We start from the raw sequence: 23692 nt of genomic DNA, 5'->3' as shown, positions 1-23692 counted from the left end.
TTTTTTTCTGCTTTTCTCGTATTTCAAAAGATGTTTCTCCGCGAGAAGAAGCGCGGATTTCCCAGATCGCCAATAATTCACTCATGCATTGATTTTAAGCAATGTCGATTGCCAAAAAATCTGTTTTGCCAATGCTGCAAATAATGCCGGAGTCCCTTGATTCCTGACTCCCGGCGCAAGTATTTTGTCGTCCTGGTTTGCGTGCCCAAGAAAACGCCGGCAATACCGTGACTATCCTCGACGCCCTCCATATTGGCGGGCTCATTAATGATGTTTCATCATCAGGAGGTATCATGTTGCGAGTTATTTTTCCCCGCCTTATCGTTGCTGCCAGCGTGGCCATTGCCGCCACGGCGCTTCTGCCTCGTGGCGCCGACGCAGCCGTGTATCTGAATGGCAGCGCCAGCACCACCTTTGACGTCACCCTGAAAATCATCGCCAATTGCACCATCGCGGCGGCCAATCTCGACTTTGGCCAAAGTCAGGGCGTACTGGCTACTGCCGTGAACGTCAATACGACCGTGAACGTCACTTGCACCAATACCACGCTGTATAACGTGGGCTTGACGGCCGGCTCCGGTACCGGCTCGACCGGCACCACGCGCTATATGAGCGGCACGGGCGGCAACCTGGGGACGGTGCAATTCAATCTGTACCAGACGGCAGGCAGCACCTTGTGGGGCGATACCCAGGGCACGAATACCGTCGGCGGCACCGGCAATGGCTCATCGCAGCCGATCACGGTGTACGGCAATATTCCGCCGCAAGCGACACCGGCCCCCGATACCTACAAGTCGACGATCACGGCTACCGTTTACTTTTAAGCCAGGCGCTGCGTGAAGGCCTGTGCTGCTTCCCTGATGAAAGGCGTGCTGGCATTGCTGGCTTGCTGCGCGGCGGGCGCGCACGGCGCCAGCCTGCAGATTTCGCCGGTGACGCTCAATTTGCGCGCCGCACAGAGTGCGGCCGGCATCAGCCTGCAAAACCTCGGCGACCAGCCCATCTACGGGCAGGTGCGCGTGTTCGTCTGGGATCAGCGCGATGGCGAGGAAACGCTGGCGCCGACGCAGGAACTGGTGGCCAGTCCGCCGATCGTCGAAATCGCCGCCAACAGCCGGCAGACGATCCGCCTGGTGCGTGCCCAGGCTGGCCCTGTCGCGCAGGAAAAGACGTATCGCGTGCTCATCGATGAAGTCAGCCGCGAAGATGAGGCGGGCCGCAGCGGCGTCGATATCCGCCTGCGCTACTCGGTGCCCGTGTTCGTGCTGCCGGCCGGTGCGCCGGGCAAGGAAGTGCTCGACTGGCAAGTGTTCCGCGAACAGGGCGAGTGGATGTTGCGTGTCAAGAACAGCGGCAATTTCCATGCGCAGATCGGTGCGATGACATTGACGAACCAGGCGGGCAAGGAGTTTGTCATCAGCAAGGGGCTGTTTGGTTATGTCCTGGCGGCACGCATGCGCGTATGGCGCCTGCCCGTTGCCAGGGAGGCTGAACTGGATGGGCCGTTGAGTATTGCGGTAAATGTGAATGCCAAGGCACTCATTGCCAAGAATTCGACACCTTGAACATGGCTGCCATGACGGGCCGGCTTGCTGCGCGCCTAGGGCGCAAGCGGCGAAACCATGAAATGCGTCCTGGCATCCTTGCTGCTGCTGGCCATGGCGCCGCTGGCCAGGGCCGATGCGGCGGCCGTGACGGGCGCCGATCCGGGTCCCGCCAGCTTGCCCAGCGATCCGGCGGCGCCGAATGAACTGTATCTGGAGGTCACTGTGAATGCTGAATCAACCGGGCTGATCTTGCGCTTTACCCAGGTGGGCAAAGGCTTGCGCAGCAGTGTGGCGAACCTGCAGCAGCTGGGGCTGGACCCGGCGCGCCTGGGCGCATCCGGTCAGGCCGAGGTGGCGCTCGATGCGATTCCCGGACTTCGCTATGACTATGATGCGGCGCGCCAGAGCGTGTCGCTGCAGGTGGCGGACGACTTGCGCTCGCCTTACCGCATCAGCGCGCGCACGGCGGCGCAGACGCCGCCATCGCGCGTCACGCCCGGCGCCGTGCTCAATTACGAAGCGTATGCGGAGCTGGGCCAGACGCGGCGCGCCGCCATCTTCAACGATTTGCGTTATTTTAATGACAGCGGCGTCTTCAGCAATACCGGCACGGTGAACCTGGGGTCGGACCAGCGCAAATACATGCGCTTTGACACCTTCTGGAGCCATGCGAACCCCGAGACCTTGCAAACGTGGCAGGTGGGCGACCTGATTTCCTCGTCGCTCAGCTGGAGCCGCGCCGTGCGCGTCGGCGGCCTGCAGTGGCGCAAGAATTTCCAGCTGCGCCCTGACCTGCTGACCTTTCCTGTCGCCTCCGTCGATGGCACGGCGCTCGTGCCTTCGTCGCTGAGCCTGTATGTCAACGGCGTGCAGCAATATGCTGCCAGCGTACCCAGCGGTCCATTTGTACTGAACCAGGTGGCCGGCATCAATGGCGCCGGGCAAGCCACCATCATCACGCGCGATGCGCTGGGGCGCAGCGTGACGACCGTGCTGCCCCTGTATGTCGATACGCGCATGCTGGCCGGCGGCTTGAGCGATTACTCGGTCGAGGCGGGCGCCGTGCGGCGCGACTATGGCCGCCGCCTGTTCGGCTATGAACGGCAACTGGTCGCCAGCGCTTCCGGCCGCCATGGCGTCAGCGATAACTTCACCATTGAAGGCCATGCGGAACTGGCCGCCGGCCTGTATCAGGCGGGGGCGGGCGCACTGGTGCGGCTGGGCCAGGCGGGTGTGCTCAACGGTTCGCTGTCGGCCAGCGCCGGCCGCAGCCGTGGCGTGCAGCTGGGCGCCGGTTACCAGTACATGGGGCCGCGCTTCAGCGTGGATGCGCAAAGCGTGCGCGCCAGCGCCGGGTTTGGCGACCTGGCCTCGCGCGACGGCAGCCCCGTGGTGCGCGCGGCGGACCGCCTTACCGTCAGCCTGCCATTGCCGGCAGGAAGCAGCATCAGCAGCAGCTACATCAGCTACCGCACGCCTGGCGCGCCGCCATCGAAGCTGGCCACCTTTGGCTATTCGGCCACCCTGTTTCACGGCCTGTTCTTCAACGCCAGCCTGTTCCAGGACTTGCGGCAACGCGAGAAGCGGGGCTTCTACTTTGGCCTGAGCATGGCCTTCGACAACAATCTGGCCATCAGCGTGAACAGCAGCCGGCAGAACGGCGAGAGCGGCCGCAGCATCAGCGCACAGCGCGCGGCGGACTTTGGCGGCGGCTTCGGCTGGAACTTGCAGGCTGGCACGGCGGGCAGCAATGCCTATCGCCAGGCGCAGGTGGAATACCTGGGCAATGACGGCCGCGTGAGCGCGCGCACGCAAAGCAGCAGCATGGGCAATGCCTCCTCGCTGGGCGCGGCTGGCGCGCTGGTGCTGATGGATGGCCATATCGAGACGGCGCGCCAGGTGGGCAACGGTTTTGCGCTGGTCTCCACGGGTGGCGTGGGCAATATTCCTGTGTTGCATGAAAACCGCCAGATCGGCGTGACGGGCAGGGGCGGCTATCTGCTGGTGCCGAATTTGAATCCCTATGGCAATAACCAGATCAGCATCGCCACGGATGAACTCGATGTTGACGCGCGGGTACCCGTGAGCAATATCAATGTCGTGCCGCAGCACCTGGCGGGTGTGCTGGCGGCCTTTCCCATCGAGCGCTACAGCGCGGCCACCGTCATCGTCCAGGATGCGCAGGGCAGGCCGCTGGCCACGGGCTTGCCCGTGTTGCACGTGCAAAGTGGCAAGCAGACGGTGGTGGGATTTGACGGCATCATTTTCGTCGATGATCTGCTTGAGCAGAATCAGCTGCAAGTTGGCGAGGGCGACAGCGCATGCACGGTGCGTTTTGCCTATGCGCGTCCGGCGGCGGGCGGTTTGCCCGTGATCGGGCCGCTGCGCTGCGTTAGCGCTGCTGTCGGCGCCGGGGCAGGCCGCTGATGCGCCGCCTGCTGCTATGGCTGACTCTGCTGCTAGGCTGTGCCTGGGGCAGCGTGGCGCAGGCGGCCGATACCTGCACGGTCAGCATGACGAATATCGATTTCGGCACCGTCAGCCCGATTTCCGGCACCGATTACGTGGCGCAGGCAACGGGGACCTTCAGTTGCCTGTTTTCGTCGCTGAACCTGGGACAGTTGCTCACGCCCAATGCGCAAGTGTGCATCTCGCTGGGGCTGGGCACGAATTCCACGTCGGCCCTGCCGCGCAAGCTGGGCAACGGCAGCAATCGCATGGAGTACAACGTGTACGTGGACAATTCGTATGCGACGGCGAAGATCTGGGGCGGCGCCGGCGTGACGGGCGCGCCGTCGACCTTCGGCATGATCCTGTCGGCCGGCTTGCTGGCGCCGCCCGGCACGTATTCCACCACCTTTACCGTGTACGCAAAGATCCCCGCCGGGGCGGCCCTGGCCGCCGTGCCCACGGTCGCCAATGCCAATACCGTCTATACGTCGAGCTTTGCCGGCGTGGGCACCTATACCTACACCACGTATGGCCTCATCAACCTGCAGGGGTGCACGGCCAGCAGCGGCAGCTTCGGTTTCACGGTGAATGCCACGGCCGTCAACGATTGCACCATCACGGCCACGCCGATGGCGTTTGCGAACGCTTCCATCCTGACGGGCAACCTGCGCAGCACCAGCACCTTGTCCGTGCGTTGCGTGAACAACAATGCCTACCAGATTGCCCTCAACGGCGGCAGCGTGGCGCTTAATGTGGCCAACCGGCAAATGAAGAACACCGTCACCACGGACAAGGTCAGTTACCTGCTGTCAGCCACCCTCGACGGTGCGCCATGGGGCGATGGCACGGCTGGCACCAGCATGGTGACAGGCACGGGTACGGGCGCCAGCGTGCCGCTGACGATCTACGGCCGCGTGCCGGCGCAGGTGTCGCCGCGTCCCGGCGACTACAAGGATACGGTGACGGCAACGATTTATTTTTAGAACGTGACGGTGACGAGGTCGGCGCCCGATGGCGTTGCCTGCTGGAGCAGCAGATAGGGCGTGTTGTGCTGGCAGCGTACCTGGGCGCCGCCGCGCTGCGAGACGATGGTGCACGCATCGTGGACGACGAAGGTGGCCTGGAACGATGCGGAAGAGACGGTACCGGCGGTGGTGGTCTGGCAAACGGCAAGGGCAAACAGGGTTGGCAGTACGGCAAGCTTCAAAGGAGTCATCTTGGATGCATCTGGCGAAAAACGGGCGTGGTCAGCGACGCCGCATGGCAAGGCTGACACCATTTTTCGTACCGGGTTGAGGGGGACAGAACGAGCCATGATTGTACTGGAACAAGAAAAGTGTGAGTTTGTGCGTATTTTCAGGCCGCCATCATGGGGTGAGCGTAGCTTTCAAGATGATAGTAACTAAGTTTCCGTATTGCAACTGAAATACTTTTTCGATTGTTGTGTTGAATCAACGTGAGGAGATGGCCATGAAACATACCAACTTTAATAATTTGCCTTGCCCGATTGCTCGCAGCCTGGGCAAGGTGGGTGAATGGTGGAGCATCCTCATCCTGCGCGAAGCATTTTATGGCAAGACGCGCTTCGACGAATTTGAAAAAAGCCTCAAGATCGCGCCCACCATCCTGACGCGCCGCCTGGCCGACCTGGTGGAAGGGGGCCTGATGACGCGCCGCCTGTATTGCGCCAAGCCGCCCCGCTACGACTATGTGCTGACCAAGTCCGGGCGCGCCTTCAAGCCCGTCTTGCTGGCGTTTATTGCCTGGGGTAATGAAAACTTCGCGCCGGAAGGCGCCAGCCTCGTCATCGCCAGCCGCGACACGGGCCTGGCAGCCGATCCGGTACTGGTCGACGCCACGACAGGCTTGCCCATCAATGACGAGTACTACGCATTCGCGCCCGGACCTGCCGCCAGCGACAGCATGCGCAGCATCATCCTCGACGCGGAAAAAAGCAGCGGCATCGCACCCAAGCCGAAGGCGCCGGCCGCCAACCGCGGCTGGGTGGCGGAAGGCCACCTGGCCTGAGGACGCGCTGGCAGGCGAGCAGCAAGTTTGGCGTACAGCAAAGCGGACACGGCGGCATGGCGTTACTGTCGCACTATGCAACTCAAGTGCGGCGCAAGCCCGGCCCGGCTGTGTGGGCGGGGCAGGGCGCCAGCCGTGAGCCGATGTCCGTGAAAGGAGTACTGCGATGAGCACACTGCAACAACACGCTTGCCGCGCCGCCAGCGTGCTGGCGCTGGCCGTCCTGCTGGGCGCCTGTTTCCATGGCCCGCATGAGCCGGGCGGCCATGACGTCACCTTGACGGGGGCGCAGGAAGTGCCTGCCAATACCAGCACGGCCAGCGGCAGCAGCAATCTCCGCGTCGCCCGCGACCGCAGCGTCAGCGGCGGCGTGCGCTACACGGGCATGCTGGCGACCGTCGCGCATATCCATGAAGCGCCCGCCGGCGCCAATGGTCCCGTCATCGTGCCGCTGGTGAAAACCGCCGAAGGCATGTTTGCCGTGCCGGCCGGCGCCGTGCTCACGCCGCCCCAGTATGCGAGCTACCAGGCCGGCAACCTGTACGTGAACGTGCACAGCGCCGCCTATCCGGCAGGCGAGATCCGCGCCCAGCTCAAGCCCTAGCCGGCCAGCGGCGTTATCCCCGAAACCTCCTTGGGCCGCGCGAGCGGCCTTTTTTTGCGCCAGGCGGCCGGTGCACGGTGCGCGCTACAATGGCGCTCCATGCTGACCATCCTCGCCATCACCTTTCCCTTCTTCGCCCTGGTGCTGTGCGGCTACCTGGCCGTGCGGCGCAAGCTGCTGCCGCTGGCCGCCATCGGCGGCTTGAACAGTTTTGTCCTGTACTTCGCGTTGCCCTGCATGCTGTACCGCTTCGGCGCCGCCACGCCCATCGCGCAGCTGCTCGACGCCAGCGTGTTCGGCGTCTACCTGCTGTGCGCGCTGATCATGGTGGGCGTCACCATGGCCATGACCCTGAGCCACCGCATCGACTGGAACAACGCCGCCTTCGGTGCGCTGGTGGCGGCCTTCCCGAATACGGGCTTCATGGGCGTGCCCCTGCTATTGACCTTGCTCGGCCCCCGTTCGTCTGGTCCCGTCATCGTCACCATCGTCGTCGACATGTTGATTACCAGCTCGCTGTGCATCGCCCTGTCGCGCATCGGCAGCGGCGGCGCGCACGGCAGCCGCGCCGCCGTCGTCAATGCCATGAAAGGCATGGCCGGCAATCCGATGCCGTGGGCGATCGTGCTCGGTGCCTTGTCGTCGTGGCTGGAACTGGCCTTGCCCAAGCCGTTGATGCAGACGGTGGGCCTGCTGGCCGACGCCGCCTCGCCTGTCGCCTTGTTTACCATCGGCGCCGTGCTGGCCCGTTCGCAAATGAGCACGAGCGACCCCGCGCCCCTGGGAGAATATGTGCCCGTGGCGCTGAAAAAACTGCTGCTGCATCCGCTGCTGGTGTGGGGCATCGGCCACGCGGCCATCGCGCTGGGCGCGCCGCTCGATCCGTTCGCGCTGACCTGCATGGTGCTGGTGGCTTGCCTGCCCAGCGCCAGCAACGTCTCGCTGCTGTCGGAACGCTTCGGCGCGAATACTGCGCGCATCGCCCGCATCATTCTGGTCTCGACGGCGCTGTCGTTCCTGACGTTTTCGGCGGCCGTCAGCTGGCTGGCGTGAGGGTGGCCGAGTGGCACCGGGCCTCGCCGCGCGCCTTGCGCATCATCGTGAGCACAGCGCAGCGCGCATCGCCCGCATCATTTTAGTGTCGACGGCGCTGTCGTTCCTGACGTTTTCGGCGGCCGTCAGCTGGCTGGCGTGAGGGTGGCCGAGTGGCACCGGGCCTCGCCGCGCGCCTTGCGCATCATCGTGAGCACTGCGCGGCGCGCATCGCCCGCATCATTTTAGTGTCGACGGCGCTGTCGTTTTTGACGTTTTCGGCAGCCGTCAGCTGGCTGGCGTGAGGGTGACTCGTTGGCCCGGGCCACGCCGCGCGCCTTGCGCATCATCGTGAGCACTGCGCGGCGCGCATCGCCCGCATCATTCTGGTCTCGACGGCGCTGTCGTTTCTAACGTTTTCAGCGGCCGTCAGCTGGCTGGCGTGACGTTGGCGGCGATCAGCGCGCCCAGGGCCTGCGCCGCACCGGGCTGGTTGTCCAGCGCCAGGCCATGCGCCATGCTGGCCTGGTCCTGCATGCTGCGGTTCTGTCCCAGCTTCCATTTTCCCGTGATGCGCGTGAGGGGGATTTCGATGCCGACGATGGCTTTCAAGAGTTTCCCGATATAGCCGGCCGGCGCATCGGCCACCTGCCATGGCGCGGCTAGCCCCGCTTCATGGCGCGCCGTCAGCCGCTCCACCAATCCCAGCAGCCACGCCGCATCGTCGATGGCGCGCAAGGGGCCGTGGGCATGCACCACGGCGTAATTGAAGGTAGGGACTTCCTTGCCGCTGCGCTGCTTTTCCGCATACCAGGCGGGCGTGATGTAGGCGTGCGGCCCCTGGAAAATCACCATGCATTCATCGTTCCCGCCGGCCCCGCGCCACAGCGGATTGGTGCGCGCCACGTGGGCGCGCAGGATGCCGAACGGGGCCTCGGGCGTGGGCGCGGCGATCTCGAACGGCAGATGGTCGGCGCACAGGCCATAGTCGCCATGGCGCACCAGCGCGCCCAGCGGATGCGCGGCGATCAGGCCATGCAGCACGTCGAGGCGCTCTTCGCGAAAGCTGGCGGGCGTGTACATCTAGTGCGCTCCTTCCACGACCACGTCGGCCGTCAGCGAATTGGCGATGTAGCAGCGCTCGTGTGCGTCGTGGTGCAGGGCCGCCAGCGCGTCGGGCGAGGGCGGCGTTCCCGCGAAGGCGATGCGCGGACGCAGAACGATGCGCGTCATGGCCAGGCGGCCTTGTGCATTCTTGCCCAGTTCGCCGACGGCATCGTCGCGGTAGTCGTCGATGACGTAGCCGCGCTGCGCCGCCAGCGACAGGAAGAACAGCATGTGGCAGCTCGACGTGGCGGCCACCAGCGCTTCTTCCGGATCGATATTTTCCGCCACTGACATGGGCAGGGGCACGGACAGGGGCGACGACGAGGCGGCTACCGTCAGGCCGCCGTCGAACTGCCATGCATGGCCACGGCTGTAGCGCTGGCTGGCGAAATCCTGGCCGTCGCGCTGCCAGGCGACGGTGGCGAAAAACTGATGCATGGGTGCTCCGCAAGAGTAGAAGGGATGTGCCATCTTAGCGTCAGTCTTGGCTATTTAAAACAGCCAATAAGTGCTATCTTTAAGCTACCAATTCAAGAGCGCCACCATGCCAGCATCCCACCTGCACCAGATCATCGCCGCCTTGCCGCTGCAGCGCGGCGCCAGCGAGCCGCTGTTTCGCCAGCTGTATGCGGCCATCAAGGCGGCCATCCTCGATGGCCGCATGAGTCCCGGCATGCAGTTGCCGCCCACGCGCGAGTTTTGCCGCCTGCTGGCCGTGTCGCGCCAGACGGTGCTCAATGCATATGCGCTTCTGACGGCCGAAGGCTATCTCGACGGCGCCGTGGGGCGGGGCACCTTTGTCAGCATCGACGTCCCCCTGGCAGCGCCGCCCGCCAGGGCGGACGCGCCCGGCCTGCTGCGGCCCCTGTCGGCGCGCGGGCAGGGCGTGGTGGCGGCCATGCGCCAGGTGGCGTTCCACCGGGGGCCGTTGCGCGCTTTCCGTGTCGGCATGCCGCGCATCGACCACTTCCCGTTCGACGTGTGGAACCGCCTGGAAGCGCGGCGCTGGCGCCGGCCCGACCACCATTTCGGCTACAGCGACCCGGCCGGTTACCTGCCGCTGCGCGAACTGCTGTGCGTGTACTTGAAAGCCTCGCGCGGCGTGCAGTGCACGCCGCAGCAGGTCGTCATCACTTCCGGTTCGCAGCAGGCGCTGTTCCTGCTGTCGACCATCCTGCTGGCGCCGGGCGACTCGGCCTGGATGGAGTCGCCCGGCTACCGGGGCGCCAGCGGCCCGCTGCGCGCGGCCGGCGCGCGCGTCTTCCCGGTTCCCGTCGATGCGCAGGGGCTGGACGTGGCGTATGGCGTGGCGCACTGTCCGCAGGCGAAGCTGGCGTACGTGACGCCATCGCACCAGATGCCGCTGGGCGTGAGCATGAGCTTGCCCCGCCGCCTGGCCCTGCTGGCCTGGGCCGCGCAAAATAAAGCCTGGCTGGTGGAAGACGATTACGACAGCGAATACCGCTACTCGGGCGCGCCGCTGGCCTCGCTGCAAAGCCTGGACCGGGCCGGCTGCGTGGTGTACGTGGGTACTTTGTCGAAGGTGCTGTTCCCGGGGCTGCGCCTGGGCTATATGGTGGCGCCGCCCGCGCTGGCCGACGCGCTGGTGCAAGCCAAGGCCGTGATGGACCGGCACACGGCCATCGTGCCGCAGATGGCGCTGGCCGACTTCATCGCCGAAGGGCACTTTGGCCGGCATATCCGCCGCACGCGCGACAGCAATGCCGAACGGCGCGACCTGCTGGTGCGCGGTATCGCGCGCGAACTGGGCGACCAGCTCGCGTGCGGCCCGGCCGACAGCGGCCTGGAACTGTGCGCGTATTTTCGCGCCGGCCACGATGAGGATACCGTCGCGCGCGCAGGGCTGGAACATGGCATCGAATTGCGTCCGCTGGGCCACTATGCGGATCCGGCGGCAGGCCCGGAGTGTGTCACGCCACGCGGGCTGCTGCTGGGCTTTGCGGCGATTCCCCCGGCCGAGATGGCGCACGGCTTGCAGGAACTGGGCCGCATCCTGCGCGGCCGATAAACTATACTGGGACTTGCCTGCACATGAAGAACACGACCATGAATATTACCCGCTGCGCCTGGGCCAACCCGGCCAATCCCCGTTATCTCGACTACCACGATACAGAGTGGGGCGTGCCCTGCCACGACGAGCGCCGGCTGTTCGAGATGCTGAACCTGGAAGGCGCGCAGGCGGGCCTGAGCTGGGAAACCATCCTCAACAAGCGCGATACCTACCGCGCCGCCTTCGACGGCTGGGATGCTGAAAAAATCGCCGCGTATGGCCCGGACAAGGTGGCGCAGCTGCTGCTCGATCCCGGCATCGTGCGCAACCGCCTGAAGGTGGCGGCCGCCATCACGAATGCGCAAGCCTACCTGCGCCTGCGCGCGGAAGGGCAGACCCTGGACAGCTTCCTGTGGGCGTATGTCGATGGCCAGCCTATCGTCAACAGCTGGCAGCCGGGCGAATTTCCCGCCAAGACGGCCTTGTCCGACAAACTCTCGAAAGACTTGCTCAAGCGGGGTTTCAAGTTCGTCGGCTCGACCATCATCTACGCCTACATGCAGGGCATCGGCATGGTCAATGACCATGCACCCACCTGCTTTTGCCGGGCGGGGCGCTGATGCGCCGCGCTCTCGTCCTGCTCGACACGGATTTTGACGGCGCCCGCTTGCGCGCCGCCTGTGCGGCGCATGGCGGCCGCCGCCTCCATTACATCGCGCTGGCGCCGCGTCCCGTCGATGCGCGCCACTTGCCCGAGCAGTGGCGTGCACAGTGGCCGCCCTGCGTGCCGGGCCTGCACCGCATGGTGTCGCACGATGGCCTCGTCACGCTCGATGTGCTGATCGGCGAGCCCGATGCCTGCCTGGCGCAATTGTCGGCGCGAGTCGATGAAGTACACCTGGCCTGGGTGCCCGCAGCCACGCCGGTGCTGGCGCGCCTGATGATGGACGGCGCCCGCCTGCAGGCCGTGCACCTGGACGAGGCGCAGCGCGCCGCCCTGCAAAAGAATGGGTTTGTCTTCGACGAGAGCCGCCTGCGCGCCGTGTTTTATGCGCGGCGCGAAGAGTACGCGGCCGTCACCGTGCCCGAGCGGCGCGCCATCGTCATCGGCGCGGGCGTGGCCGGCGCGGCCGCCTGCGAACGGCTGGCCGCGCGCGGCTGGAAGGTGACCTTGATCGAGCGCCACGCGCAGCCGGCCAGCGAGGCGTCGGGCAACCTGGCCGGCATCTTCATGCCGCTGATGTCGAAGGACGACAATATCGCCACGCGCCTGGTGCGCACCGCCTACCTGTACTCGCTGAGCCGCTGGAAAGACCTGGGCGGCATCGGCGCCGCCATCGAGGGTGTGCAAAGCGGCGTGTTGCACCTGGCGCGCGACGGCGCGCATGCGCAGGTGCAGCGGCAGATCGCCGCCAGTGGCCTGTATCCGCGCGAATTCGCCCGCTGGCTGGAAGCGCCCGAGGCGAGCGCCATGCTGGGCGCGCCGGCGCCCGATGGCGCCTGGTGGTTCGAACAGGGCGGCTGGGCGCGCCCGTCTTCCGTCTGCGCGGCCATGCTGGACGCCTGCGGCGCCTTGCTTACGCGGCGCTTTTCCAGCAGCGCCCTGCGCCTGGAGCGTGGCGATGAGGAATGGCTGGTGCGCGATGCGCAAGGCACCTTGATCGCGGCCGCGCCCACCGTCATCCTGGCGGCCGGCACGGGGGCAGTTGATTTCGAGCAGGCGGCGGGCCTGCCGCTGGACGCCGTGCGCGGCCAGGTCACGCACCTGGCCGAAGGCAGCTTGCCCTCGTTGCCGTTCGTCGTCTGCCGCGAAGCCTACATGACGCCGGCGCACCAGGGTGTCGTCTGCGTGGGCGCCAGCTACGATGCCGATGCGGACACCGACTTGCGCCCATCGAGCCAGGAAGACAATATTGGGAAGATCGCCGACATCCTGGGCGTCGCCCCGTTCGATGCGCCGCTGGCGGGCCGCACGGGATTTCGCTGCATGGCGCCGGACCGCCTGCCGCTGGCGGGCGCCTTGCCCGACCCCGGCGTCCCAGGCCGCTGCGAGCGCCTGCGCGACGTACCGCGCTGGCCTGGCCTGTTTGGTTTGCTCGGTTACGCCTCGCGCGGCCTGATCTGGGCGCCGCTGGCGGCCGAGCTGCTGGCATGCCAGCTGGAGGGCGAGCCGCTGCCGCTGGAACGTCAGTTGGCAGAGGCGCTCGATCCTGCCCGTTTTTTACTTCGCGAACGCCGCCGCGCTGCTTGAGCGTAGGCGCAGAGCAGGCGAGGGCTAGGGGCAGACCCCCAACACCGCTGACGCCAAGCCTGGCGCCAACGCGTGTGAGGGTCTGACCCCATACACCGACCCCATATACGTTTTTCAGCTTTCCAAACTCTTTTTAATTTGTTTTCCGAACAACATAAGTTCGCTACAGTGGACTCGTGCTGGTTTTTGACGACGGAATAAAGAGGTGGAAAGATGGCTGCTGCAGAACTGATTTTCGATCCCCGCGCCGGGCACGGCGAGGCTGCTTTTGACGAGGTACTCAATCTCGCGCGCGCCCAGGCGCAGGCGCAGGGCTTGCCGTATGCGGGTATCGTCAGCGCGCAGGATGCGTGGCAGTTGGTGCAGGCCGGCAAAGCCGTGCTGGTCGACGTGCGCACCAACGAGGAACGCACCTTCGTCGGCTACGTGCCGGCCTCGCTGCACGTGGCGTGGGCGACCGGCACGTCCATGAACCGCAATCCCCGCTTTACGCGCGAACTGGAAGCGAAGGTGGGCGGCAAGGATGCCGTCGTGGTGCTGCTGTGCCGCAGCGGCAAGCGCTCGGCCGCAGCCGCCGAAGCGGCCGCCAAGGCGGGTTTCACGCATGTCTTCAATATCGCGCAAGGCTTCGAGGGCGACCTCGACGAGCAGCAGCAGCGTGGCCACAGCGGTGGCTGGCGCTGGCATGCGCTGCCTTGGCTGCAAGATTAACTCTCTTCCCGGGACCACCATGAACCAGCGAGCCATTCCCCCTGTCTCCCTTGCCGCGCAGCCGCAATGGGAACTGCGCCAGATCGTCGATGAATTGCGCGCCGTGCGCGAGCAATGGCGCGATGGACTGGCCAGCAATCAGGAGTGCGGCGCGCGCGAATTCCCGTCGCGCCAGCATTTGCACGACATCATCAAAGCCCTGTGCGCAGCCCTGTTCCCCATGCGCCTGGGGCCCCTTGACCTGCAGCAGGAGAGCGAGGATTTCTTTGTCGGCCATACGCTCGACACGACCTTGACGGGGCTGCACGAACAGGTGCGGCGCGAGCTCAGTTACCACGCGCGCCAGCATGGCTTGCAGCAGACGGTCTCCATCGAACAGCAGGCGCTGGCCATCGTGCAGCGCTTCGCCCGCGCGCTGCCGCGCATCCGCGCCCAGCTCGACACGGACGTGGCGGCCGCCTTCCATGGCGACCCGGCCGCGCACAGCGTCGATGAAGTGCTGCTGTGCTATCCGGGCATCCTGGCCATCATCCACTACCGCCTGGCGCACACCCTGTATGCGCTGGGCGCGCCGCTGGTGGCGCGCATCATCGCCGAAGTGGCCCATTCGCAGACGGGCATCGACATCCACCCGGGCGCCATCATCGGCAGCAGTTTTTTCATCGACCATGGCACCGGCGTGGTGATCGGCGAGACGGCCATCATCGGCGAACGGGTGCGCATTTATCAAGCCGTCACCCTGGGCGCCAAGCGCTTTCCCGCCGGCGCCGACGGCGTGCTGAAAAAGGGACTGGCGCGCCATCCCATCGTGCAGGACGACGTGGTCATTTATGCGGGCGCGACGATCCTGGGACGGGTGACCATCGGCCAGGGCTCGGTCATCGGCGGCAATGTCTGGCTGACCCGCAGCGTGGCGCCCGGCAGCCATGTCACGCAAGCGCATAACCAGCAGGAGGCGCAGGAGCTGCCGGAGTTGCCGGCGCCATCCCATCCCGCTTTTGCCCACCACCCATGAGGACAGCATGTTGATCAAACAGTTTGGACTGGCCGTGCGCCAGTTACGCGAAGGGCATGGCTGGTCGCAGGAGCGCCTGGCCGAAGCGGCCGACTTGAACCGCTCGTTCATCGGCGAGATCGAACGGGGCGCCGCCACGCCGTCGCTGCTGACGGTGGAAAAGCTGGCCGGCGCACTGGGCATCGGCCTGGCGGGATTGATGGCGCGCTGCGAGCCGGAATTGGTGGATTGAAGCGGGTCGATTAAACGCCGCGTTGATGGCGATAGCATGTTGAGAGAAGAGGGGAGACGTCCGATACTTTATTCGTTTTTCAGATAAGCATATTCACTTTTCTCATCAGGAGTAGTCATGGCAGAAGCAACAGAGAACCAGTTCGCGCTGGGCGATAACGCCGCGCGCCAGCTGGCCAATGCAAGCAAGAGCGTCCCCCAGTTATCCACGATCACGCCGCGCTGGCTCGTGCACCTGCTGCAATGGCTGCCTGTGGAAGCGGGTATCTACCGCCTGAACCGCGTGAAGAATCCGAAGGACGTGCGCGTCGCCTGCTCGCAGCGCGACGAGTCGGAACTGCCGCAAACCTTCGTCGACTACGACGACCAGCCGCGCGAGTATTTCCTCAATGCCGTCAGCACGGTGCTCGACGTGCACACGCGCGTGTCGGACCTGTACAGCAGCCCGCACGACCAGATCAAGGAGCAGCTGCGCCTGACCATCGAGACGATCAAGGAGCGCCAGGAAAGCGAGTTGATCAACAATCCCGACTACGGCCTGCTGGCCAGCGTGCACGACGACCAGCGCATCTTCACCCTGACGGGCGCGCCCACGCCGGACGACCTCGACGAACTGCTGACGAAAGTGTGGAAGGAGCCGGGCTTTTTCCTCGCGCATCCGCTGGCCATTGCCGCTTTTGGCCGCGAATGCACGCGCCGCGGCGTGCCGCCGCCGACCGTCAGCCTGTTCGGCTCCCAGTTCCTCACCTGGCGCGGCGTGCCGCTGGTGCCATCGGACAAACTGCCGATCGAAGACGGCAAGACGAAAATCATCTTGTTGCGCGCGGGCGAACAGCGGCAGGGCGTGATCGGCCTGTTCCAGCCTGGCTTGGCGGGCGAGCAAAGCCCGGGCCTGTCCGTGCGCTTCATGGGCATCAACCGCCATGCGATTTCGTCCTATCTGATTTCGCTGTATTGCTCGCTGGCCGTGCTGACCGACGATGCGCTGGCCGTACTGGAAGACGTGGAGATCGGTAAATACCATGACTACCCAGACACCTACAAGTGATGGCGCGGCGGGCTTGCCTGCCGTCCCGTTCTTACCTGATGAAGCGACCCTGAACCGCCTGGCCGGTGAATTCTTTGCCCGCCTGCCGGGCTTGGCGCCTGTGCTTGACAAGTCGCCCAGCCTCGGTGGTTCCGGCAGCGTGCTCGATGCGGCGCCCCGCTATGCGAACCGGCCGCCGCCGCAGCCCGGCCCTTCGTTTGCCGCCATCGCCCCCGGCGTGGCGACGGCGCAGGTGCCGCCCGTGACGGCGCCGCTGGAGTCGCCGATTGCGCCGGCGCCGGCCTCCGTGCCGACGCCACGCCTGTCCGCCCTGAGTGCGCCGTCGCCCTATTATTTTGTCGGCGGCGCGCATGGCTATCCCGCGTCGAACGGCAAGCTCGACGGCCTGGCGCAGCAGGGGCTGGGACAAGCCGCGCCCGACGATGTGCGGGGACTGTTTGCCACGCCGCAGCAGACGCCCGCGCGCCAGCTGCCCGTATCGCCGGCTAACAGCCCGCCCGCGTTCTATTTCCAGACCGAGCTGCCTTCGGCGGCGAAGCCTGGCCAGCACCAGACGCCGGCGCCGTTCGACGTGCATGCCGTGCGGCGCGATTTCCCCGTGCTGGCCGAACGGGTCAACGGCAAGCCGCTGGCCTGGTTCGACAATGCTGCCACCACGCACAAGCCGCAGTCCGTGATCGACCGGGTGTCGTATTTCTATGCGCACGAGAATTCGAACATCCACCGCGCGGCGCACGCATTGGCGGCGCGCGCCAGCGATGCCTATGAAGCGGCACGCGCCAAGGTGGCGCAGTTCCTCGGTGCCGCTTCGCCCAATGAAATCATTTTCGTGCGTGGCGCCACGGAAGGCATCAACCTGGTCGCCAATACCTTTGGCCGCAAATACATCGGCAGCGGCGACGAGATCATCGTCTCGCAGCTCGAGCACCACGCCAACATCGTGCCGTGGCAGCAGCTGGCGGCGGAAAAGGGCGCGACCCTGCGCGTGATTCCCGTCGACGACAGCGGGCAGATACTGCTCGATGAATTCCGCAAGCTGCTCAACGGGCGTACCAAGCTGGTGTCCGTGACGCAGGTGTCGAATGCATTGGGCACCGTGACGCCCGTGGCGCAGATCATCGCGCTGGCGCACGCGGCCGGCGTGCGCGTGCTGGTCGATGGCGCGCAAGCCGTGTCGCATTTGCGCGTGGACGTGCAGGCGCTGGGCGCCGATTTTTATGTCTTCTCGGGCCACAAGGTGTTCGGTCCGACGGGCATCGGCGCCGTGTATGGCAAGGCGGACTTGCTGGAGCAATTGCCGCCATGGCAAGGGGGCGGCAACATGATCGCCGACGTCACGTTCGAGCGCACCGTCTACCAGGGCGTGCCGAACCGTTTCGAGGCGGGCACGGGCAATATTGCCGATGCCGTCGGCCTGGGCGCGGCCATCGACTACGTGCAGCGCATCGGCCTGGAAAACATCGCCGCCTACGAGCACGCGCTGCTGGAATATGCGACGCACCACTTGCAAGCGATTCCTGGCGTGCGCCTGATCGGCACGGCGTTTGACAAGGCCAGCGTGGCCTCGTTCGTGCTGGCCGGTTACGAGCCGGCGGAAGTGGGGCGGGCCCTGAACGACGAGGGCATCGCCGTGCGCTCGGGCCACCACTGCGCCCAGCCGATTTTGCGCCGTTTCGGCGTCGAAGCGACCGTGCGGCCATCGTTCGCCTTCTACAATACGTATGAGGAAATCGACCGCATGATCGTCGTGGTCAAACGCCTGGCGGCCGCACGCCGCTGATCTTGCCGGCTTGGCCGTCCAATGCCGCCCTTGCGCAAGCGGGGGCGGCATTGTTGCGTCAAGTCAGGGACTTTACGCGCGGCTGGCAGGCGCGCGCATGCTGGCGGTATAATTTATCCTTGGCAATATTCAAGCTGCGGCCCAAGGAGATATCCGGTGGAAGATCAACACAGCTCGCCCGAGCTTTTCCTGTTCCTGGCGTCGACCGTGCACGACATGAAAAACTCGATCAGCGTTGTCAGCGGCACCCTGGAGTCGCTGCTGGCGGCCGAGCAGGCCAAGCCCTCGCCCCAGGCCGACCCCGCCTACCTGCAGATGGCGCAGATGCTGTACCAGACCAAGCGCCTCAACGATAACCTGATCCAGCTGCTGGCCCTGTACAAGGAAGTGGGCAAGCCCGGCTACCCGTTCGATGTGCAGCCGCAGCTGGTCAGCCAGGTGGTCGACCAGGTGGTGGACCAGGAAAAGATCCTGCTGGCCTCGAAAGGCATCCAGCTGGAGACGGCCTGTCCGCCCGAGCTGATCTGGACCCTCGATGAAGACCTGGTCATCGGCGTGCTCGCGCACGCCATCAACAACGCCATCCGCTACACGAAGGACACGATCCGCCTGTCGGTCTGCGAGGCCGATGGCTTGCTCGAACTGCGCGTGGAAGACAATGGCGACGGTTATACGCAGGCCTTGCTCGACGCGGGCAGCGCGGCCATGGATGGCATGGCGGCCGGCGTGAACTTTTCCACCAACAGCACGGGACTGGGGCTGTATTTTTCCAGCGAAGTGGCAAAGATGCACAAGCACCGGGGCAGCAGCGGCAGCATCGCGCTGGAAAACGGCGGCGCCCTGGGCGGCGGCTGTTTCCTCCTGCGCCTGCCCTGAACGAGGAATCCATGACGACAGACAGCCACGCCACCGCCGCCGAAGCGGGCAGCACCGACTGGGCCGACAAACATTATCTGCTGGTCGACGACTTCATCGGCATCCGCATCCTGCTGCGCGAATCCCTGCGCAACCTGGGCGCGCGCCATATCGACCAGGCGGCCAGCGGCGGCGAAGCCATGAAGCTGCTGGCCAAGACGCGCTACGACGTGGTGCTGTGCGACTACAACCTGGGCGAAGGCAAGAATGGCCAGCAAGTGCTGGAAGAGACGCGCGTGCGCAACCTGACGGCGCCGTCCAGCGTCTGGCTGATGGTATCGGCCGAGAAAAGCGTGGAATCCGTGATGGGCGCGGCCGAGCACCAGCCCGACGCCTACCTGATCAAGCCGATCACGGAAGGCGTGCTGCTGACGCGCCTGAACCGCGTATGGCACAAGAAGCAGGTATTTCGCGAGATCGACCAGGCTTGCATGGAAAAGGATTATCTGCGCGCGGCCAAGCTGTGCGACGCGCAGATCGAGCTCAACAAGCTGCACGAGCTGGAACTGCTGCGCATGAAGGCCAGTTTGCTGCTGAAGAGCGGCGAACCGGAAAAGGCCCGCGCCGTGTACGAGAAAGTGCTGGCCGAGCGCGATTACAGCTGGGCCAAGGCGGGTCTGGGCAAGATCCGCATGAATAACGGCGAACACGAGGCGGCGCGGCAGATCTTCCAGGGCGTGATCGTTGAAAACAAGTATTACATCGACGCCTACGACCAGATGGCCGTCGCCTACCAGTTGATGGGGCAGCACGAGGAAGCGTGCGGCGTGCTGGAAAAGGCGGCGCGCCTGTCGCCCAATTCCGTGCCGCGCCAGCGCAACCTGGGACTGGCGGCCTTGAAGGTCGGCAATGTCAGCATGGCGGAAAAGGCCTTTCGCAAGTGTATTTCCATCGGCGAGTTTTCCGTCATGAAGACGCCGGACGCCTATCTGGGCCTGGCGCGCGTGTGCGGCCTGAAGAAGGATGCCAAGGAGGCGCTGCAATGGCTGTTGCTGGCGCAGCGCGAATTTTCGCCCGAGCAGATTGGTTTGCGCGCGAAGATCACGGAAGGCATGGTGCACCATGAAACGGGCGATTACCGGCGCGCCCGCAAGTGCGGCGACGATCTCGAAGCCATGCTGCTTGAAGACCCGGCGCGGCCCGAGAAAAGCATTTGCATGGAACTGGCCACCTTGCTGTTCGCCGTCGGCGTCAAGGATGCGCCGGCCGGCCTGCTGTGCTACGTGGTGAAGAACAACCACGACAACCAGGTGGTGCAGGACGAAGTGCAAAAGATTTTCGACAAGGCGAAGATGGGCGACGAAGGCACCAGCCTGATCATCGCTTCGCGCAAGGAAGCGTCGGACTTGATGAACAAGGGCGTGCTGCTGTGGAAGACGGACAAGCTCAACGAAGCGGTCGCCTGGATGCGCGCGGCGCGCGAAAAACTGCCGAACAATTTGCGCATCCTGTTCAATTCCGCGCAAATCATCGTGTCCTTCCTGCAGCAGCGCGGGTTTCAGGCCGACTTGGCGGCCGAGGCCATGGAAGTGTTGTTGTATGTAGACAAAATTGCACCAGGGCAGCAACGCTTCGCGCAATTGATGGAGCAACTGGTGCAACTGACGCCGCCGCCCGGGCCGGAAGAGGCCGTCGTGGTCGCGGAAAAAGCGCCGCCGACGCCGGAAAAAGGCGGAAAATCCATGCGCGAGCGTGCCGGATGATAAACTAGGGGCCAGCGTGGGTTCGCCCGTGCTTGAGTTGCTTTACAACAATAAGGAAGAAACTATGCGTGATGTGGTCAATGAAGTGTACAAAAAAATGAAAGTCGGCAGTATTGCCTGGGTACGCCCGGTCGCCGCCAAGGGAGACACGCTGGAAACATTCCAGTCTTCGTACGAGCACGCCAAGGCGCTGGCTGACGAAGGCCTGATCACGATCGGTGACGTAAAACGCCAGGCCGACAACATGATCGAGGCGATCCGCATTCATCGTATCGCCTGATCATATCGCCGGCTTGCAGCATCAGGCCTTGCCTGGCGCTTTAGCCTTGGGTGCCGCGCGTTTCGCGGGCGCCTTGCGTAGCGGGGCCTTGGCCTTGGCTGCCGTGCCTGCCTCTGCAGGTTTGGCCGGCTTGCTGGCCGCTGGCTTGGCTTTGCTCACGCTGCCAAAGCTGGCCGCTGCCGCACTGGCCGTATCGGGCGACATGGCCGTCGATACGGCTTGCTTGAACTGATCTTGTAACAAATTCCACCAAGCACTTGGGTTGGCCAACTGGCTGCCGGCATCGCCGGGCGCCGCCGCAGCGGGTTCCGGTGCGGGCGCAGGTGCGGGCGCCGGTTTCGGTTCAGGCGCCGCAGGCGCGGCTTGCTGGAAAAACGCGGAAGCGTAGGGTACCGATTCAAACACGGTTTTCTCGCTGGCACCCGGTTGCGTGATGGCCGCCGCCAGTGATGCACCCATCGATTTCAATGTGGCGATGGTGCCGCGCTGCACTTCCAGCGCCTGGATACTGCCGCGCAGCATGCTGGTATTGAGGTTCAGCCACGCTTCGACGGCTTTCAAGTCGTTGATTTTCTTGTCCAGCTCTTCCACCGACATGGTGGGCGCCGTGATGCCAGGCACGCCCATGCCGGGCACGCTCATGCTGCCCCACAGGTTTTTGACGAAGTCGAGCGTATCGGTCACAACTGCTGCGCCCGGCATTTGGGGCATTTGCGGGTTTGCCATGCGAAATCTCCTAGTAGATGGATAGGCTTAGCGTAGCAGATATCGGCTTGCAACTGACGCAATGCCGCCAACATTTTCTTACATAAAACATTAAGAGTTGAGCACGGGCAAGAAGCTGGAAGCGGGGCGGAAGCGTTACACTACGCCTCATGATGCCTGCTTCCTTCTTTTCGTCACCGCGCCGCCGTACCGTCATCTTTGTCGCGGTCATCGGCGCACTGCATTACGTGGCGCTGGAATGGCTCACCTCGCATGCCAGCATGGTGCCGCTGGGGCAGGATCATGCACAGGTGGTCAGCATGGCCTTGATCGCCGAGCCGATCCAGCCCCTGCCGGCGCCGCCGCCACCGCCGCCCGAACTGCGGCCCGTGCCCAAGCCCAGGCCGCCGCCACCGCCGCCGCTGACGGAGCTGGCGTCGAGCGAAACGCCGCAGTTGACGGCGCCTGTCAGCGACGTGCCGGAAGGCCCGGCCACGACCGCGCCGGCCGCGGTGGCTGCGCCGGCCATCACGGCGCCCGCACCGGCCGTGGCAGCGGCACCCGTGCCGGCCAGCGCGCCGCCGCCACCGCCCGTCGAGCAGGCACGGCACTACAAGACGAATGCGCCCGCGTCGGCCCAGTTCGACCTGCACGTGGACCGGCGCGATGCGGACGGCACCAAGTGGCAGGGCGTGGCCGCGATGGCGTGGGAAAACCGGGGCGACGCGTATCAGCTGAAGCTGGAGGTGGGCTTGAGCATGCTGATCACGCGCATCAACCTGCTGGTGCTGACCAGCGAAGGCGTGATCGATGGCAGCGGCATCGTGCCCGTCACGGCCACGGAGAAACGCAAGGGCCGCGCGCAAACGGCCACGCATTTCAACCGCGACGCCAAGGCCATCACGTTTTCGGCCACGACGGCCACGGCGCCATGGCAGGAAGGGGTGCAAGACAAGGCCACGGTGCCGTTCCAGCTGGCCGCCATCGGCCGCGCCGACGTCAACCAGCTGGTGGGCAATATCGACATTCTCGTCGGCGAGGAAAAGGAAGCGACCGTGTTCCGCTTCCACCTGGTGGGCGAGGAAGAACTGGAGACCAAGATGGGGCGGCTGGTGACCTGGCATTTGCGCCGGCCGCCGAAGCCCGGCACGTATTCGTCGCAGCTCGATATCTGGCTGGCGCCATCGATGCAATGGTATCCGGTACAAATACGCAATACCGAAGCGAACGGGGCGCTGACCACGCAAACCGTGACCAAGATCTCCGTAAATGAATCAACAGGAAAATAAATGACCACTTTGACTACCTTGAAACGCATCCTGGCGTCCAGCCTGCTGGCCGCCACCCTGACGCCCGCCATGGCGGCGGACGAGCCCGTGGACCATCCCGTCATCAAACGCCCGTACAAGCTGGCGCCATCGGCCGACCTCGTGTATTCGATCAAGGCCAAGCAGCGCGGTATTGCGCTGTCGGGCGAATCGGTCAGCAACTGGCGCGCCGGCGACGGCAAGTACTCGCTGCTGGCCGAAACCAAGGCGGCCCTGTTTGGCAAGATCCTCGAGCAGCGCAGCGAAGGCACGGTCGACGATTTCGGCCTGGCGCCGGCGCAGTTCGTGGAAAAGCGTTTCCGCAAGGAAGCGGCTACCACCACCTTCAAGCGCGACAGCAAGACCATCGTCTTCAGCGAGGGCGATGACAGCTATCCGCTGAAAGGCGGCGAGCAGGACCGCAACAGCACCGTATGGCAACTGGTCAGCGTGGCGCGCGCCGCGCCCGAAAAATTCACGCCCGGTTCGGAATGGAGCTTCTTCGTTGCCGGCCGCCACGACGCCGAACCGTGGACCTTCAAGGTCGTCAAGCAGGAGACCGTCGCCACCGGCCAGGGTCTGGTGGAGGCCGTGCACTTGGTCAAGGCGCCGCCGCCGGACAAGAAGGGCCAGCAAGTGGACCTGTGGCTGGCGCCGTCGCTGGAATGGTATCCGGTGAAGGTGACGTTCGCCGATGAAGACGGCGACTACGTCGAGCAAACCCTGCAAAAGATCGTCAAGAAGTGAGTGTTCACTAATGGTTTGGGTCCAGGCATGCCGCGTTTGGCCCCCCATTTCATCCTCCTGGCCCGGCACGGCGCACCGGCCGTGTTGCGCCGTGTCCGCACCGCCCCCTCCCATGCGCTAAATTGCATGTCAGAACTGATATACTGACGCCCCCGCCCCGCAGCGCCGCGTTAGCCCGCAGCGCCGCCCGCTGAACACTCATCCGGAAAAGAATGATTG

Annotated in this window: 25 protein-coding genes; 21 read left to right on the top strand and 4 right to left on the bottom strand. The window is 64.9% G+C overall.

Translation table 11 applies throughout. The features are described 5' to 3' along the window. Window positions 1-293 precede the first annotated feature (293 nt). From IGS58_RS25515 to IGS58_RS25500, 4 genes are read left to right on the top strand one after another with little or no spacing between them, the layout of a single operon-like run. A complete protein-coding gene (locus IGS58_RS25515) occupies window positions 294-824 on the top strand; it encodes a Csu type fimbrial protein (protein ID WP_034778485.1) in 531 nt (176 codons plus the stop codon). A 12-nt stretch (window positions 825-836) separates the two neighbouring features. After that, complete coding sequence (locus IGS58_RS25510) at window positions 837-1565, top strand: fimbrial biogenesis chaperone (protein WP_225317167.1); 729 nt, start codon at window positions 837-839, stop codon at window positions 1563-1565. A 57-nt stretch (window positions 1566-1622) separates the two neighbouring features. After that, window positions 1623-3974 (top strand): fimbria/pilus outer membrane usher protein, encoded by a 2352-nt coding sequence (locus tag IGS58_RS25505; protein WP_230523029.1) that lies wholly within the window; start codon window positions 1623-1625, stop codon window positions 3972-3974. Continuing rightward, a complete protein-coding gene (locus IGS58_RS25500) occupies window positions 3974-4981 on the top strand; it encodes a Csu type fimbrial protein (RefSeq protein ID WP_230523028.1) in 1008 nt (335 codons plus the stop codon). The genes IGS58_RS25505 and IGS58_RS25500 overlap by 1 nt, the downstream gene beginning before the upstream one ends. On the opposite strand, the gene IGS58_RS25495 is transcribed toward IGS58_RS25500, so the two are convergent. Beyond that, on the bottom strand, window positions 4978-5214 hold the full coding sequence (locus IGS58_RS25495; protein ID WP_230523027.1) for a hypothetical protein: 237 nt from the start codon (window positions 5212-5214) through the stop codon (window positions 4978-4980). The two genes, IGS58_RS25500 and IGS58_RS25495, sit on opposite strands and share 4 nt — an antisense overlap. 254 nt (window positions 5215-5468) lie before the next feature. Between IGS58_RS25495 and IGS58_RS25490 the strand changes: the two genes are divergently transcribed. The 4 genes from IGS58_RS25490 to IGS58_RS29105 all read left to right on the top strand — a co-directional run bounded on the left by IGS58_RS25490 (window position 5469) and on the right by IGS58_RS29105 (window position 7825). Next, complete coding sequence (locus IGS58_RS25490; protein WP_034753667.1) at window positions 5469-6026, top strand: winged helix-turn-helix transcriptional regulator; 558 nt, start codon at window positions 5469-5471, stop codon at window positions 6024-6026. A gap of 166 nt (window positions 6027-6192) precedes the next feature. After that, complete coding sequence (locus tag IGS58_RS25485; protein ID WP_230523026.1) at window positions 6193-6630, top strand: CHRD domain-containing protein; 438 nt, start codon at window positions 6193-6195, stop codon at window positions 6628-6630. 99 nt (window positions 6631-6729) lie between these two features. Further along, window positions 6730-7683 (top strand): AEC family transporter, encoded by a 954-nt coding sequence (locus IGS58_RS25480; RefSeq protein ID WP_034778494.1) that lies wholly within the window; start codon window positions 6730-6732, stop codon window positions 7681-7683. Between the two features lie 10 nt (window positions 7684-7693). Further along, entirely contained in the window at window positions 7694-7825 is a 132-nt protein-coding gene (locus tag IGS58_RS29105; protein WP_256608153.1) for a hypothetical protein, read from the top strand. Window positions 7826-8091: 266 nt separating this feature from the next. On the opposite strand, the gene IGS58_RS25475 is transcribed toward IGS58_RS29105, so the two are convergent. Together IGS58_RS25475 and IGS58_RS25470 are read right to left on the bottom strand one after the other, a co-directional pair. After that, window positions 8092-8745 carry an FMN-binding negative transcriptional regulator gene (locus IGS58_RS25475; RefSeq protein WP_070257716.1) on the bottom strand — a complete coding sequence of 218 codons (654 nt, stop codon included), beginning with the start codon at window positions 8743-8745 and terminating at the stop codon, window positions 8092-8094. Then, entirely contained in the window at window positions 8746-9207 is a 462-nt protein-coding gene (locus tag IGS58_RS25470; RefSeq protein WP_070257717.1) for an OsmC family protein, read from the bottom strand. Between the two features lie 106 nt (window positions 9208-9313). Here IGS58_RS25470 and pdxR point away from each other — a divergent pair, with 106 nt between their 5' ends. The 11 genes from pdxR to IGS58_RS25415 all read left to right on the top strand — a co-directional run bounded on the left by pdxR (window position 9314) and on the right by IGS58_RS25415 (window position 20714). Continuing rightward, window positions 9314-10798, top strand: coding sequence for a MocR-like pyridoxine biosynthesis transcription factor PdxR (gene pdxR / locus IGS58_RS25465; RefSeq protein ID WP_230523025.1), 1485 nt, complete (start codon window positions 9314-9316; stop codon window positions 10796-10798). A gap of 38 nt (window positions 10799-10836) precedes the next feature. Continuing rightward, the gene (locus IGS58_RS25460; protein WP_034784387.1) at window positions 10837-11400 is read left to right on the top strand and encodes a DNA-3-methyladenine glycosylase I; all 564 of its coding nucleotides are present in this window, start codon (window positions 10837-10839) and stop codon (window positions 11398-11400) included. Beyond that, entirely contained in the window at window positions 11400-13031 is a 1632-nt protein-coding gene (gene mnmC, locus IGS58_RS25455) for an FAD-dependent 5-carboxymethylaminomethyl-2-thiouridine(34) oxidoreductase MnmC (RefSeq protein ID WP_230523024.1), read from the top strand. Before IGS58_RS25460 ends, mnmC begins: the two co-directional genes overlap by 1 nt. A 213-nt stretch (window positions 13032-13244) precedes the next feature. Beyond that, entirely contained in the window at window positions 13245-13742 is a 498-nt protein-coding gene (locus tag IGS58_RS25450; protein ID WP_080753547.1) for a rhodanese-like domain-containing protein, read from the top strand. A 19-nt stretch (window positions 13743-13761) separates the two neighbouring features. Then, a complete protein-coding gene (gene epsC, locus IGS58_RS25445; protein WP_070257719.1) occupies window positions 13762-14757 on the top strand; it encodes a serine O-acetyltransferase EpsC in 996 nt (331 codons plus the stop codon). A gap of 7 nt (window positions 14758-14764) precedes the next feature. After that, entirely contained in the window at window positions 14765-14989 is a 225-nt protein-coding gene (locus tag IGS58_RS25440; RefSeq protein ID WP_034784364.1) for a helix-turn-helix domain-containing protein, read from the top strand. 117 nt (window positions 14990-15106) lie between these two features. Then, the gene (locus IGS58_RS25435; protein WP_034784363.1) at window positions 15107-16036 is read left to right on the top strand and encodes a family 2A encapsulin nanocompartment shell protein; all 930 of its coding nucleotides are present in this window, start codon (window positions 15107-15109) and stop codon (window positions 16034-16036) included. Next, entirely contained in the window at window positions 16011-17816 is a 1806-nt protein-coding gene (locus IGS58_RS25430) for a family 2A encapsulin nanocompartment cargo protein cysteine desulfurase (RefSeq protein WP_230523023.1), read from the top strand. The genes IGS58_RS25435 and IGS58_RS25430 overlap by 26 nt, the downstream gene beginning before the upstream one ends. 156 nt (window positions 17817-17972) lie before the next feature. Continuing rightward, a complete protein-coding gene (locus IGS58_RS25425; protein ID WP_230523022.1) occupies window positions 17973-18692 on the top strand; it encodes a sensor histidine kinase in 720 nt (239 codons plus the stop codon). A gap of 11 nt (window positions 18693-18703) precedes the next feature. Beyond that, window positions 18704-20434, top strand: a complete 1731-nt coding sequence (locus IGS58_RS25420; RefSeq protein WP_230523021.1) for a response regulator — start codon at window positions 18704-18706, stop codon at window positions 20432-20434. A 16-nt stretch (window positions 20435-20450) separates the two neighbouring features. Further along, window positions 20451-20714: a hypothetical protein gene (locus tag IGS58_RS25415; RefSeq protein ID WP_225317168.1), complete on the top strand. Its 264-nt coding sequence runs from the start codon at window positions 20451-20453 to the stop codon at window positions 20712-20714. 21 nt (window positions 20715-20735) lie between these two features. On the opposite strand, the gene IGS58_RS25410 is transcribed toward IGS58_RS25415, so the two are convergent. Then, window positions 20736-21440 carry a PhaM family polyhydroxyalkanoate granule multifunctional regulatory protein gene (locus tag IGS58_RS25410; RefSeq protein ID WP_070257723.1) on the bottom strand — a complete coding sequence of 235 codons (705 nt, stop codon included), beginning with the start codon at window positions 21438-21440 and terminating at the stop codon, window positions 20736-20738. A gap of 149 nt (window positions 21441-21589) precedes the next feature. On the opposite strand from IGS58_RS25410, the gene IGS58_RS25405 reads away from it, so the two are divergent. Together IGS58_RS25405 and IGS58_RS25400 are read left to right on the top strand one after the other, a co-directional pair. Then, complete coding sequence (locus IGS58_RS25405; protein WP_230523020.1) at window positions 21590-22708, top strand: DUF3108 domain-containing protein; 1119 nt, start codon at window positions 21590-21592, stop codon at window positions 22706-22708. Further along, window positions 22709-23473, top strand: coding sequence for a DUF3108 domain-containing protein (locus IGS58_RS25400; RefSeq protein ID WP_230523019.1), 765 nt, complete (start codon window positions 22709-22711; stop codon window positions 23471-23473). Window positions 23474-23692: the final 219 nt, after the last annotated feature.

The sequence above is a fragment of the Janthinobacterium sp. EB271-G4-7A genome, from assembly GCF_020858075.1.
GTDB classification, from domain to species: Bacteria; Pseudomonadota; Gammaproteobacteria; order Burkholderiales; family Burkholderiaceae_D; genus Janthinobacterium; species Janthinobacterium lividum.
Note: the sequence above shows the minus strand (reverse complement) of the source record. Positions and strands in the feature narration are given on the sequence as shown.

Excerpts from the sequence above, each read along its gene's own strand:
- epsC (WP_070257719.1), top strand. The coding sequence starts at position 13,762 with ATGAACCAGCGAGCCATTCCCCCTGTCTCCCTTGCCGCGCAGCCGCAA.
- IGS58_RS25460 (WP_034784387.1), top strand. The coding sequence starts at position 10,837 with ATGAATATTACCCGCTGCGCCTGGGCCAACCCGGCCAATCCCCGTTAT.
- IGS58_RS25450 (WP_080753547.1), top strand. The coding sequence starts at position 13,245 with ATGGCTGCTGCAGAACTGATTTTCGATCCCCGCGCCGGGCACGGCGAG.
- IGS58_RS25420 (WP_230523021.1), top strand. The coding sequence starts at position 18,704 with ATGACGACAGACAGCCACGCCACCGCCGCCGAAGCGGGCAGCACCGAC.
- IGS58_RS25475 (WP_070257716.1), bottom strand. The coding sequence starts at position 8,745 with ATGTACACGCCCGCCAGCTTTCGCGAAGAGCGCCTCGACGTGCTGCAT.
- IGS58_RS25405 (WP_230523020.1), top strand. The coding sequence starts at position 21,590 with ATGATGCCTGCTTCCTTCTTTTCGTCACCGCGCCGCCGTACCGTCATC.
- IGS58_RS25500 (WP_230523028.1), top strand. The coding sequence starts at position 3,974 with ATGCGCCGCCTGCTGCTATGGCTGACTCTGCTGCTAGGCTGTGCCTGG.
- IGS58_RS25485 (WP_230523026.1), top strand. The coding sequence starts at position 6,193 with ATGAGCACACTGCAACAACACGCTTGCCGCGCCGCCAGCGTGCTGGCG.
- mnmC (WP_230523024.1), top strand. The coding sequence starts at position 11,400 with ATGCGCCGCGCTCTCGTCCTGCTCGACACGGATTTTGACGGCGCCCGC.
- IGS58_RS25440 (WP_034784364.1), top strand. The coding sequence starts at position 14,765 with ATGTTGATCAAACAGTTTGGACTGGCCGTGCGCCAGTTACGCGAAGGG.
- IGS58_RS25400 (WP_230523019.1), top strand. The coding sequence starts at position 22,709 with ATGACCACTTTGACTACCTTGAAACGCATCCTGGCGTCCAGCCTGCTG.
- IGS58_RS25410 (WP_070257723.1), bottom strand. The coding sequence starts at position 21,440 with ATGGCAAACCCGCAAATGCCCCAAATGCCGGGCGCAGCAGTTGTGACC.
- IGS58_RS25490 (WP_034753667.1), top strand. The coding sequence starts at position 5,469 with ATGAAACATACCAACTTTAATAATTTGCCTTGCCCGATTGCTCGCAGC.
- IGS58_RS25470 (WP_070257717.1), bottom strand. The coding sequence starts at position 9,207 with ATGCATCAGTTTTTCGCCACCGTCGCCTGGCAGCGCGACGGCCAGGAT.
- IGS58_RS25480 (WP_034778494.1), top strand. The coding sequence starts at position 6,730 with ATGCTGACCATCCTCGCCATCACCTTTCCCTTCTTCGCCCTGGTGCTG.
- IGS58_RS25505 (WP_230523029.1), top strand. The coding sequence starts at position 1,623 with ATGAAATGCGTCCTGGCATCCTTGCTGCTGCTGGCCATGGCGCCGCTG.
- IGS58_RS25495 (WP_230523027.1), bottom strand. The coding sequence starts at position 5,214 with ATGACTCCTTTGAAGCTTGCCGTACTGCCAACCCTGTTTGCCCTTGCC.
- IGS58_RS25515 (WP_034778485.1), top strand. The coding sequence starts at position 294 with ATGTTGCGAGTTATTTTTCCCCGCCTTATCGTTGCTGCCAGCGTGGCC.
- IGS58_RS25430 (WP_230523023.1), top strand. The coding sequence starts at position 16,011 with ATGACTACCCAGACACCTACAAGTGATGGCGCGGCGGGCTTGCCTGCC.
- pdxR (WP_230523025.1), top strand. The coding sequence starts at position 9,314 with ATGCCAGCATCCCACCTGCACCAGATCATCGCCGCCTTGCCGCTGCAG.
- IGS58_RS25435 (WP_034784363.1), top strand. The coding sequence starts at position 15,107 with ATGGCAGAAGCAACAGAGAACCAGTTCGCGCTGGGCGATAACGCCGCG.